General features: G+C 60.0%; 2 protein-coding genes. Both read left to right on the top strand.

Annotation, left to right across the window (positions count from 1 at the left end):
• Positions 1–101: 101 nt before the first annotated feature.
• Positions 102–13,961, top strand: a complete 13,860-nt coding sequence (locus AC1DVS_RS11340; RefSeq protein ID WP_478023032.1) for a LysM peptidoglycan-binding domain-containing protein — start codon at positions 102–104, stop codon at positions 13,959–13,961.
• Positions 13,961–14,482, top strand: coding sequence for a hypothetical protein (locus AC1DVS_RS11345; RefSeq protein WP_478023034.1), 522 nt, complete (start codon positions 13,961–13,963; stop codon positions 14,480–14,482). The genes AC1DVS_RS11340 and AC1DVS_RS11345 overlap by 1 nt, the downstream gene beginning before the upstream one ends.
• Positions 14,483–14,584 lie beyond the last annotated feature (102 nt).

The following is a 14,584-nucleotide window of genomic DNA, read 5'->3' on the forward strand; positions in this document are numbered from 1 at the left end:
GCTGGTTTCGAGCGCGGGCTGGTTTCGAGCGCGGTTCGGGTTCGATCCTGGGGGGCGCGGGGCTGCTCGGCTCCGGGTCGCTCGGGCGCAACAAGGAGCAGGTGCTGCTGAACGCGGCGACCGGCAATCTGTTGATCAGCCAGCAGGACGAGTTCCTGGTGGGGCTGGGTCCGGATTCGACGATCGGCCGGACCTATAACAGCATCGAGAGCGTGTCGGACGGCGACAATGGCGACCATTGGCGCCAGAGCACGACGCGCGCCGTGCACGGGCTGACCGGCACGCTCAACACGGCCGGCAGCACGATCAAGCGAACCTCGGGCGACGGCTCCGACATCACCTATACCTATCAGACGATCAACGGCGTCAGCGCCTATTTCGCGACCGATGGCTCGGGTGCCTATGACAAGCTGGTCAATGCCAGTGGGGTGTGGACCTGGACTGACGGGGATACGCAATTCACCGAGACCTATGCCGCTTATGGCGCCGACAACTGGCGGATCACCGAAGCGGCGAATACGATCGGCCTGAAGCTGACCTTCGCCTATACGGGCGCGAACCTGACCCAGGTGACGACGCAGGACGGCAGCTATGAGCAATATAGCTGGTCGGGCAGCAATATCACCCAGGTGACCACGGGCTATACCGATCTCGTCACCTCGACCGCCAAGACGCTGACCCGTACGCGCTATGGCTATGACACCTCCAACCGGCTGACCGCGGTTACGATCGACCTGTCGCCGGGCGACAACAGCATCGCCGATGGCAAGGTCTATACCACCAGCTATACCTATATCGGGGCGACCAAAATGGTCGCAACAATCACCGAGACCGACGGCTCGTCGTTAACGATCGGCTATGACGGCTCGAACCGGGTTCATACACTGACCCAGGCAGTGGCGGGCACCACCACGCGTGTCACCACGATCGATTATTATTCGGGTTATTCGACCGTTACCGATGCAACCGGCCAGGTGACGCGGCTCGATTATGATGCGAGCGATAACCTCACGAAGATCACCGCGCCTGCGGCCTCCACCGGCCTCGCATCGCAGGTCACCAAGTTCACCTATGATGCGAACGGCAACGTCACCAGCGTCACCGATCCGCTCGGCAATATGACGGCCTATTCGAATTTCACAGCCTGGGGTCACGCACAAACCATCACCGATCCGCTCGGCAATGTCACCGCGCGCACTTATGGTTCGAAGAACGAACTCTTGACCGAGACGGTTACGGGCGACGACCAGTCCGGGACAGCGCAGTCGCACACGACTCGCTATGTCTATGATGCGAGCAATCGCCTGGCGTTCGAGGTCAGCCCCGACGGCAATGTCGTCGAGCATCGCTACGCTCAGACCGGCGAATGGCTGGCACTCACCTATGTCGGGCAGGTCTATGATACGAGTGGGCTGAGTTCCAGCACCATCAGCACCAACCTGAAGCCCGACCTCACGAACGCGAGCCAGTGGACGAAGGGCAACGTCACGATGGCCGCGGCCGGCACCATCGGGGGGGAGCCAGCGACGCAGTTCACGACCCAGACGACCGGTACCGGAGCATCGATCGGGAGCGCGTTTACGGTTGCAGCCGGCGACACCCTGACCTGGGAGGTCGCGATCAAGGGCTCAGGCACGACGCTTCAGGACGTGCTGGGCTTCTACGGCTCGGCAACCGGCTGGGGTGATACCATCAATACCACAGCGACGGTCCTCTCGGGGCCGGGCTCGTTCACGGGCCAATATAATTCGCTTTGGGTTATCGGGAATCTATCGACGGCCACTGAAACACGCGTCCGGATCACGCGCACCTTCACCCAGGCCGAGACGGTCTATGGCTTTTTCTACGTCAGGACCTCGGGTGGCGACGCAACGGCGGGCGACTCGGTGATCCTGGCCTCGCCCAATATCGTCAAGACGACAACTGGCCAGGCGCCGACGCTTGCCCAGATGAACGCCTGGGTGGCGGGGCTAAGTGATCCGACCGCAGTCAACCAGACCTACACCCAATATGATGCCCGGGGGAATGTCACAGGCGTATATGGCTACGCCGCGTCCACCAATCCGGGCACTGGGTCCACCGCCAACGGATATAGTTTTACCAGCTACGTCTACGATCAGGCCGGCCAGTTGCTGTCGCGGAAAGACGATCAGCATAACGCCGAGACCTATGTCTATGACGGCTTGGGACGCGTGGTCGCTTCGGTCGACCTGCAGGGTAGCACCACCAGCGTGCTATTCGATGACACCAACGGCCGGACCATCGTCACGCTGGCCAACGGGCTCACCCAGACCTCGACCTACAACAAGGCTGGGGATCTCATTTCCTACACGCAGTCGACGGCGTCCATCAGCGCCAATCTGAAGCCCGACCTCACGAACGCGAGCCAGTGGACGAAGGGCAACGTCACGATGGCCRCGGCCGGCACCATCGGGGGGGAGCCAGCGACGCAGTTCACGACCCAGACGACCGGTACCGCAGCATCGATCGGGAGCGGGCCGTTTACGGTTGCAGCCGGCGACACCCTGACCTGGGAGGTCGCGATCAAGGGCTCAGGCAMGACGCTTCAGGACGTGCTGGGCTTCTACGGCTCGGCAWCCGGCTGGGGTGATACCATCAATACCACRGCGACGGTCCTCTCGGGGCCGGGCTCGTTCACGGGCCAATATAATTCGCTTTGGGTKATCGGGAATCTGTCGACGACCACTGAAACACGCATCCGGATCACGCGCACCTTCACCCAGGCCGAGACGGTCTATGGCTTGTTCTACGTCAGGACCTCGGGTGGCGACGCAACGGCGGGCGACTCGGTGATCCTGGCCTCGCCCAATATCGTCAAGACGACGGCGGCTGACGCGCTGGTCACGGTCGCGACTTCGACTTATGGCTACGACCAGCTGGGCCGCTTGCGGATGGTGACCGATGCGACCCAGCACAACAGCTACATGATTTACGACAATGCCGGCCGAAAGGTCGGAGACGTCGATCATTATGGCGTGCTGACCGAGTATAAGTACGACGCAGACAATCGGGTCGTAGCGACGGTCCGATACGCGACCGCGCTCACGTCAACTCAGCTCGCGACGCTCCAGACTTTGACGGTCGCATTCGATCTTGCGACCAATCGCCCAGCCGGCAGTGCCAGCGATCTTTGGACGTTCAATGTTTATGACAAGGACGGCCGCACGATTCAGACGGTCGACGGTGCCGGCGATGCGACTGCCTACAGCTATGACGCCTCAGGCAAGCTCACCGGCACGACCGCTTATTTCAACAAGCTGACCGCAACGCAAATCGCCAACCTCAAGGCAGCGGTGTCGGTGATCAATCTCGAGCCGGATTTGTCGAACACGAATCAGTGGGGCCTAAGTGGTCTGACAAGAACCGGGACAGGGCCCTACACCTTCACCGCAACCGGCACAGCCGGCAATTTGTGGGCGGGCAACTTTACCGTGGCGGCCGGTGACACGCTGGTCTGGGACGTGACGGTGAGGGGCGCGGGCTCCACCCTGACAGACGCGCTCGGATTCTACTCGGAGACCGGCTGGGGCGACAGCAGCACGGTGACAGCCAGCATTCTGTCCGGCCCCGGCTCGATCACCGTGAACACCTCCGCCCCCGTGACGCTGACCGGCCTTCAGACAAACGCCGACACGCGTATCCGGATCACCCGCACCTTCGCCACGGCAGCCACGGCTAGCGCGTTCTTCTACGTTAAGGGTTGCAACACTGCGACCGCCGGCGACGCCGTCACCCTGTCCGCGCCGTCTATTGCATATCTACCGCGCTACACCAGCGCGAGTGAGGCGCTCAACCGGATCAGCAACAGTCAGTTTGACGGCACCACAGGGTGGATGACCGGTTATGATCCCCAGAACATCGTCAACAGCGGCTCCCCCTATACTGGGACATCGGGCGGACATTCGTACATCAAAACCGGATTCACCGCCACGGGCAGCGGGCAGGTGGCATCGATCTCTACCGGCGCCAGCGACTGGTTCAAGGTCGTGCCTGGAGAGCGATTGTCGGCTAGCGCCGGGTTTGAGGGCATTGGGCCGATCTCTTCGCTGAGGTTCGTTTTCAACTGGCGCGACGCCAACGGCAACGCGCTTCCGACCACTACCATCGGCCAGATCAGCGGAACTGCCACCTTCAACTCGAAGCTCTCCGGGTTCGCCACCGTGCCGGTCGGCGCGGTCGATGCGCGGCTCGAAGTCTATATGACAAGCTCGGCCGCGGGCACCGGTTCATTCTCGATGATCGAACCGATGGTGAGTACGGCAAGCGCTGCCCAAACCGACCAGCCGCCGTTCTTGCCGACACCGATATTCGATCCCGTCCACGACAAGACGTCTCGGATCTTCTACGACAAAACCGGGCGCGTGGTCGGTACGCTCGATGGCGAGGGCTATCTCTCGACGGCCACCTATGACGCCGGCGGTTTCAAGATCGCCGAGACGGCTTATGCCAGCCAGGTCGCCAGCGGCGACCGTGCGTCTGCGAGCCTGGTTACGATCCAGTCGCATCTTGGCACGAATTCGGCCAATCGCACGACGCACTATGTCTACGACAATGAAGGCCTGCTCACCTTCGTCGTCGATGCCCAGAATCACGTCACCGAATACGCCTATCCTGGCCAGAGCCTTGGTGACGTCATCGGCAGGCCGACCAAGACAATCCAATATGCCGGCACGGTCTCGTCGCCGAACGCCTGGACCGTTGCCGGCGTGCGCGCCGCGATCAATGCCGTGAGCGGCCTTGCATCGAACAGCGGCAACCGGATCAGCCAGGCCGTCTATGATGCCCATGAGAACCTAAGCTATGCGATCGATCCGGCAGGAGGTTTCACCGCGTTCGCCTACGACAATATGGGGCATGTCACCAGGACGGTGCGCTACGCCACCCTCTGGGATGGCTCGACGCCTGCAACCTTCGCTTCATCGCATATGTCCGACGCCGACAATCGTACGACGCGCTCTTATTATGATGCGCGCGGTGACCTGACCTTCACGATCGATGGTGTGGGGTATGTCACGCGGTACGATTACGACGCGGAAGACCGGCAGGTCGGGAGCGTCCGCTGGGACAATCCGATCTCGCTGGCCTCGGTCACCGACGCGACGCTGGTCACCGACATCCCGGCTTTGGTGTCGGGGATCTACACCGCGACCGCAACCAGCTATGATATGGACGGCCGCGTCGCGAGCATGACCGACGGCGAAGGGGTGGTCACCAGCTATGTCTACAACGCCAACGGCACGCTCAACACTAGGATCGACGCCTATGGCACGTCGGACGCGGTCCAGACCTATTACGTCTACGACACGGCCGGCCGGGTCGTCTCGCGTTACGATGCCTATGGCGCCACCGAGCAGACGATCACCTCGTTCACTTATGATGGCCTCGGCAACGTCGTAACGGTTACGGACCCGCTCGGAAATATAACCTACAGCTATTATGATCGGCTCGGTCGCGTTGTCTCGACGCGCGATGCAGAGAATTACGTCACTGAGACGACATATAACGCGTTCAACGAAGCTGTGTCGGTCACCCGCCGCAGCAACCGCGCGACCAACACCGCGTCCGTCTCAACTCTGCCGGTATACACCGCGGATTCCGCCCACGACGCCACCTCCTATAGCTATTACAATATCCTCGGCCAGGTGACTGCCACCCGCGATGCCGAGGACTATGTTACTGAATATTCCTACACGAATTTCGGCGAAATCAGTTCCACCACGCGACGCGCCAACAAGGCGACCAATAGCGCCAGCGCAACCGCCTTGCCGACCTATACCGCCGACAGCGCCAGGGATATCGTCAGCTACAGCTATTATGATATGCTCGGTCGCCTCGCGACAACGCGCGATGCCGAAAGCTATGTAGCTGAATTCGCGTACAATGCGTTCGGCAATACCGTCTCGGTCACGCGGCGCGCCAACAAGGCGACCAACACGGCAAGCGTCTCGACGCTCCCGACCTACACTGCCGATGCCGTCAATGATGCGACCAGCTTCTCCTATTACAACCGTCGCGGCCAGGTCACGACCAGCCGCGATGCTGAAAACTATGTAACCGAGACCGCCTATAACGCGGCAGGCGACGCAGTTTCGATCACGCGCCGCGCGAACAAGGCGACCAATACCGCCAGCGCCACGACGCTACCGGTCTATACCGCCGACGCAGTCAATGACGCGACCAGCTACGCTTATTATAACCGTCGCGGCCAGGCCACCACGACCCGCGATGCCGAGGGTTACGTCACCGAGACCGGGTATAACGCCCGCGGCGAGGTCGTTTCGTCAACGCGCCGCGCCAACAAGGCGAGCAATGGCGCGAGCGCCCTGGTCCTTCCGACCTACACCGCGGACACTGCCAGGGATCAAACCAGCTATCTCTACCGCGACCATCTCGGCCGCGTCACGATGACGCGCGACGCCGAAGGTTATGTAGTCGAAACCGCCTATAACGCGGCAGGTGCGGTTGTTTCAGTCATGCGCCGGGCGAACGCGGCGACCAACACCGCCAGCGCCACCATTGTCCCGACCTACACGGCCGATGCCGCGAAGGACGCGGCGAGCTATAGCTATTACGACAAGCTCGGTCGCCTCACCACCATGCGTGACGCCGAGAACGACGTCACCGAGATGGCCTATGACACACTGGGCAACATCGTCTCGATCACGCAGCGCGCGAACAAGGCGACCAACACGGCCAGCGCCTCGACCCTGCCGGTTTATACCGCCGATACGGCCAAGGACGCGACCAGCTACAGTTATTACGACCGACTGGGGCGGCTCACCACGAGCCGGGACGCCGAGTCCTATGTCACTGAGACTGCGTATGATTCAGCCGGCAATACTGTGTCCGTCATGCGCCGTGCCAACAAGGCGACCAATAGCGCCAGCGCCGCCGCCCTACCTGTCTATACCGCGGATTCGGTAAATGATGCTGCGAGTTATCGCTATTACGACAGGCGCAATCTGCTGACGGCCAGCCGCGACGCGGAAAATGACGTCACCGAAATGGCATATGACGCCCGAGGCAATACGGTCTCGGTCACCAGGCGCTTCAACAAGGCGACCAATACCGCCAGCGTCACGACCCTGCCGACCTACACCGCCGACACGGCGAAGGATGCCACGAGCTATAACTATTATGACCGGCGCGATCTGCTGACGACCAGCCGCGATGCCGAAAGCTTCGTGACTGAAATGGCGTACAACGCATTCGGCGAAATGGTCTCGGTGACCCGCCGCGCCAATGCCGCGACGAACACGGCAAGTGCAACAACGCTGCCGACCTACACCGCCGACACAGCGAGGGATTCCTCGAGATATAACTACTATGATCGGCTCGGTCGCCTGGTTCTCCAGGTCGATGCCGAGAAATACGCGACGGCAACCAGCTATACCTTCACCGGCAAGATCGACACGGTCACCCGCTACGCCGCGCACGTCACCTGGACCGGCACGCCCGGCCCGGCAAATCTGCCGGCTGTTCACCCCGACAGCACCAAGGATTCCAAATCCAGCTTCATTTACGACAAGCTCGATCGCGTCAAATCGACCTCGCAGGCGACCGATAGCAACACAGCCAACAACATCACCGAATCCTACAATTACAACGCCTTTGGTGACCGCGAGAGCGTCACCAACAAGCTCGGCGGCCTCACCACCAACAGCTTCGACAAGCGCGGCCTGCTGACCAGCGAGGTCATCCAGGTCACCGCGGCTGGTGCAACGGTCACCAACACCTATGACTATGATACCCGCGGCAACCGCATCAAGATGGTGGAGGCCTTTGGTGCCGCCGAGGCACGGACGACCCTTTATGATTATGACAAGCTCGACCGGCTGAACAAAACCACAGGCGATGCCGTCACCATCGTGAACGACGATCTGACGGATACCGCCGGTTTCGTGCCGATCACGAGGATCATCTATGATGGTCGCGGCAACGCCATCGAACAGATCGATCCTGCCGGCGCGCGCACGCTCGCCTGGTATGACAAACTGGGTCACGCCCTCTGGCAGCTTGTCCAGACCGACAAGCCGTCGGGCGTCGAAAAAGGCGTGCTTACCCGCAACACCTATGATGCCAATGGCAACGTCACATCGGCCAAGATCTATGGCGATCTGGTCACGCTGCCGGCCGATGCGACCGGATCGGCTCCCGCGCCGGTCGATGCGAACAATTATCGCCTGACCGGCTTTACCTATGACCGCAACGATCGGCTGAGCAAGACCACGGTATCCGGGGTGGCCACCGGCGAATGGAACGGTAGCAGCTACGTCACCTCAAGCACCGACATCACCGTCTCGCAGGACTATGATGCTGCCGGCAATGTGATCCGGCAGGGCGATGCCCGGGGCAACTCGCTCTACACCTGGTATGACATGCGCGGTCGCAAGGTCGCCCAGGTGGATGCCGAGAATTATCTCACCACCTGGCTGCTGGATGCTGAGGGCAATGTCAGCAGCGAGACTCGTTACGCCAACAAGGTGACAGGCGCGTTCACGACCGCCACTGCGGCGTCCGCGCTTCCGGGTCTGCTGGGCACGGGGGCTACCGACGCCAACCGCACGACGCTGTTCCTCTATGACCTTGCCGGCCGCCGGATCGAGGAGAAGCGCCTCGCCGTCGCCTATACCGCGATCAGCGCCGCGGGTGTGGCCACCGATGTCGCCGCGACGGACTCGACCGCGGTCTCGAAGGTCAACTACACCTATAACGCCCTCGGCCAGGTGCTCAGCAAGACCGAGGCCACAGGCGAGCGCACCGATTATACCTATGACGTGGTGGGTCGCCTGACGCTTGAGACGGATCAATCGTTCAAGGACTATCTGTGGACTACAGGCAACGACAATGCCGCGCCTCGGACCTCCTATGTCTATGATGGCCTCAACAACCTGAAATCAAGCCGAGTTCAGGTCGACGCCTCCGGCACGAATAGCAACGATCACGTCACCGGCTACACCTACGGCGCTGGCGGCCGTCTCGCCACGATGACCGATGCCCAGGGTTTCACCCACAATTACGGCTATGACGCCGCGGGGCGGGTCGTGCGCGACAGCTATACCAGGCTCAAGTCGGACGGCACCACCAGCGTCACCGAGGCGCAGGTTACGCGTTACGACCTTCGGGGTCGTGCCACGACGCAGACAATGGCTCGGCTCAGCGGCTCCACCTGGGTGTTCACGAGCGAATTGGTGGGCGCGCCGAGCTACGAGGCGGTGCGTATCCGCTACAACGCGTTTGGCGAAGTCACGGGGCGTGGTACGACCGTGAGCGCTGCTGCGACCGCAGTTTACCAGGAGACATTCGACTATGACGCCGGCGGTCGCCTGTGGCGGTCGAACACCGGTGACGGGGCCCTTAAATTTTTTATCTACGACAAGGCCGGCAATTCGACGCTGACCCTGACATCAACCGGCGCGGATCTTTCCGCGCTCACTCTCTCCAACTATGCCGCGTCTATCGATACGACAGGTGATACCAGCACTGCCAATGCGACGACCAGTATCACTGTCTATGACAAGCGCGGATTGCAGACAGGAAAAATAGCACCGGATAGAATTCTTGCGGTGGGCGCCGCTAGCGTTACCATTACCAGCACAAGAGCCTATAACGCTTTCGGTGAAATGGCATCCTCGACTGACGAGCGAAACTACACCACCTCTTTTATATATAACACTATGGGGAGAGTGCTTTCGAAAATTTCGCCCCAGGTGAGCGTTACATCGTCTACCGGCGTAGTTTCCAACGTAAATCCCACCGAAATTTATGGGTATGATCTTTCGGGTCGGCTTGTTTCCACGAGCAACGCCAATGGCTATCGCACCACGCGAATGCTCCTCGCCGGAACCGGCTTTGACGGGCAGGATCCGCTGATCGCCAGGGAATTCCATGCAGACGGGGGTGTGTTCGAAACCAGATATGACGTGTTCGGAAATGCCCGCATTCTCCGGAACGAACTTTATAACGGCACCAACGCGACCAATACCGATCAGGTTCAGACGTTCGACAAGATGGGGCGGCTCACCGACGTCCAGCACCGCGGCAATCTGCTCACGGATCACTACAACTATGACGGCCTGGGCGAGCGGATCAAGCATTGGATCACGGAGACCGGATCAACGATCACCGGCATCGGCGCCTATGTGGACACCACCGATTACGACAGCAGGGGCCGTATCATCAAGACCGTGGCGGCCGGTGGAGACGTCACCGGCTATGCCTACTCCTGGGACAGTGCGCTTATAACTTCCGGTCTTGGCACGTTCGGCGGCTGGGTGAAGACAATTACCTTCGCCAACACGCGCCAGACGACGGAATCCACGGACTATTTCAGTCACACCGCGGCACGGACCGATATGAGCCCGACCGCTACGAACCTTACCTACGACAAGGGCGGGCGACTGACGGCAACCGCCACTGGCGGCGACAGCACCAGCTACACCTGGCTCAACTCAGGGCTGATCGGTACAGTGACCGCTGTCGTTGGCGGCATTACCACGATCCAGACATCGACCTATGACGCCGCGAATAACAAGCTGACCGAATATCAGACGCGTGCGGGCGCAGTGATCGAAAACGCGACGGTCAGTTACGACGCGCTCAATCATATGGTGAACTGGGCAGAGGCCGGTGGAGGGATCGCCATCCAGGCAAATGTCGCTTACGCCTATGACACTGCTGGCAATGTGCGGCGAGCGAACTCGACCTTTTCGTTATATCGCGATGAATGGTTTGCCTATGACAGCATGAACCGGGTCGTGATCGACCGTGGCGCGCTTGTCGGTGGGCAGATTGTGCGGGCCAACGATAATGGCCTGCAGATGGCGGGAACAGGCGCCGGCGCTGGTACCTATTATGACTATGATTTGGCGGGAAACAGAAAAACCGCGATTCATACTGAACGTACATTGGTAGATAGTGTCGACATCGGCGATGGTAACGGCCACGTAAAAAATACGTACCGCGATCTGAATGTCACAGAGACCTATGGTTACAATGCTGACGGACGGCTCACCTCCGTTTACGTTGCCACCGACACCTATAATTTGACCACGAAGGTCGTTGAAGCCGGTGTGGCGCAGCTTCGCGCCAGCTATACAAATGATGCTCTGGGACGAGTGGCTCGACAAATCGACTGGATCGGAAACGGCACCAATGCCGGGTATGATCGGCAGGCGTTCTACAATAGTGCCGGGCAGGTAACGAGCGAAGTCGTCTCCTCGAAGCAGGGCACCGACACAATCGCCAGCACCACGACAAACAATTATGGCGCCACTGGCACCACAGGCTACGCACTTGGCAGCATAACCTATTCGGAAACCGCGAGCGCAACCAATGGCGGCAGTGCCGTTACGTCCAGCACAACCAACAACTATGCCTGGATCTCAGGCCCAATGATCAGCTCGACCTACTACAAGCCGAATAAGAACCAATCGACCACATATATCAGCACCTATACACTGAGCGCCCTGGGCCAGGTAAGCTCAGTGGTGATCACTGACGGCCGGCCGCGCACCGTCACCTTCACCAACGATGTGACGGGGCTGGTCCTTCGGCGCGAAGAGGCCGATAACGATCCGAACCTGCCCAATCCGCTTGACGTCTGGTACCGCTTCGCCGGCCGCGAAATGGGGCATGTCAGCAATAATGGCACGCTCGAGACGGATTATTCCAGCTCGATCGACAGTCGCATGGCGCCGGTCTCAACCGGGAACTTCGCCAACGGGAGCAACTTTCCCACCGCCTACAGTGATTTTTCGCAGGGCCTTTCACCGATCAATAGTTACAGCCAGGGCGGCGGTAGCGGCACCTACACCGTTCAAAGCGGCGACACGCTGGCCGGCATCGCGGCCGCCACCTGGGGGGATGCCAATCTCTGGTATAAATTGGCCGAAGCCAACGGCTTGGGCGCCAATGCAACGTTGGTGGCGGGAACCCGGCTGACCATTCCTTCGAACATAATACGCAACACTCATAGCGCATCGACCTTCAACCCCTATGACCCCGCCCAGACCCTGGGCCAGAACAGCCCCACCGCGCCGAAGCCGGCGAAGGACAATGGCTGCGGGGTGATAGGCCAGATTCTGATGCTGGTGGTGGCGATCGCGATCACGGCCATTATCAAGGTGCCGGTAACGCATTTCATTGCCGGAATTTTTGCTGGCCCGACCGCGGTCGTCGCGGCGACCGCGGCGGGAACGGCGGTTGCCCTGACCGGCGTCACCGCCGTTGCCGCCGGCGTCGTCGCGGGTGCGGTTATCGGGGCCGCCGCAAGCATTGGCAGTCAGTTGTTCGGCATGGCCATCGATGCGCAGCACGGATTTAATTGGAAAGCGGTTGCCATCGGCGCCATCGCCGGGGGAGTGGGGGGTGGCCTCAACACCCCGCTGTCAAAAACCGGCGGCAGTATCTTCAGTAAAATAGGGCTGGGCGGCACCGGCTGGGCAGCCCAGGCGGCGCGTGCGGGGATATCCGCCGGGGTGAGCGGCGGGATCGATGCCGGGCTCGGACTGGCGAAGTTCGATTTCGCCGGCGTGGCGGCCGCCGCGGTTGGCGCGGGGGTAAGCAGCCAGATCGGCTCACTGGGCATTATTGGCGAGAATGTCGCACTGGGCCTGACTGAAGCAGCGACGCGGTCGGTCCTCACCGGCACCGACTTTGGTGACAACATTCTCGCGGTGCTTCCGAATGTCATCGGCAATACCATCGGTGGTTTCATTGGGGAGGGGATTGCTGGTCGAGGTCGGGCGCCGCTCACTCCGGACAGCAAGGCCATCAAAGGAAAGTCAGCCGACGAGGTGCGCGCGATTGTCGTTGGTCGCATGCTCGATTCCGCCGGATCAGGAGGAGGCTCGCAGGCGCGAGAAGACCTCGAAGCATTGATCGAGGGCGGCGATCCTGGCGTCAATGGGGTGATCGACGTTGCGACGAGTGGGCTCGTCCTGGGCCGAGATCGCGGAATCTCGATTGATGATCCGGGCGGCTTGCTTGCGATGTCGAGTAGCAGACGGGCGCCGCCGGTTATGGATGCGTCAAACCTCGATATCAACCTCGTCGATCACAGAACCTGGGGCGACGATGTTGCGACTGCCGCCCTTGGATTTCAACAGCGTTTCAACACTGTTTACACACCGGAAGCGCGCACTGCAGTCCAATATGGCATGGCAGCTCTCAAGGGCGGTCCGGTTGGCGTAGCGATAACCTACGCGGTCAATCAAGGCATCGAAGCAGTTGCCTCCAACCCCTCTGTCCGAGCCGTCTTGGAAAGGGCGACCACGTTTGTCGGCACGTCGATTCTGAGCGCCACAAGTTCGAAGAGCCAGTCCAATGAGGCGGAAAGTCGGCGCGCGGAAAGTGACTCTGGGCTTATCATTGAGTTCGGGGTCAACATGTTCGGTATCACCGCCCTCGCCAAATATCTGCCGAAGGGCCTCAACTCTATTCCCAAGGGGCGCACTGGTAGCCGCCTCATCTACGACGAGCCGATTGGCCCCAGGCTACCAGCCGCAGAGAGGCCTATCCTCAGCATATCCGGAACCGGAAAAGCCTCCGTTGATACGAGACCCCCTCTGACACCCAACAGCGTAAAGGTAACTTTCGGAAATGCCGCAAAGGGGGCGGGAGCAAAGCGTGGCCCAAAAACCGATCCGAACGCGCCTCACAACGCTAGAATTAGAGCAGAGGCAGCAAAGTTAGAAGCGGATGGCTATGACATCCTCGCCGGAGGCGGGGGAAGGGAACGTCTCATACCAACGCCAGGCGGAAAAAAGTCAGGCCGTAGACCGGATATCCTGTACGGTAAGCCAAATGAGAGCCCAAAAGCAAGAAATGTCGGAAGGACCAAAGCGGACGGGACTCCTGTTACACGCGAACAAGATGCGTTAAACGACCTAATCAAAAAAGGCGGCATTGAAACCGATTTTGTGGGGTATGACGACTGATGACGCTTTCTATTCAATATCACGCGATGCCAGACGAATATATTGTCCTTCTGTCAAATATAATAGCGGATAATAATTTGTGGGTGAGCGAATACTGTGAAGATAGTCCAAGATTTAGAATCGTTGATAGGGTAGATGGGTCCCTGAGTGTCAGAAGCAGAAGAGCGATAATGTTTACTCCTGCGGAGCCAAATCTATCGGGTGCAACGATGCGTCAATTTGCAGAGCTTAATCCGGATGCCTTGGTACTCGAAATCGGAGAGTTATCCGAAAATGGGCTGGGTGAATCTTTTCTATGGTCGAATACCCGTGACAAGGATTTGGTCCGTCGGTGGCGAGAGGCTGCTAAACAGCTAAAAGCATCTTTGCTTTCTGGCGCAATTGCTGTGAATCCTGACACCGGTGAAAGCGCACCTATGAAGTGGCACCGATTCACGCGGAAAGCGCAAATGGCTTACGCTGATGGTGTCGCTATGCGGCCTCCCGCAGGAACCAGTGTCATCCGGTTGCCTGACGTTTAAAGACCGGTGAAGTGCACCCTTCGACTGAGACACGCTAAAGGGTGACAGCCCTGGAGTGCACCCCTGTGTTGAGACCCAGCTAATTGAGGACGTCGTCAATTT

Source organism: Sphingomonas sp. P3_C5 (genome assembly GCF_056402635.1).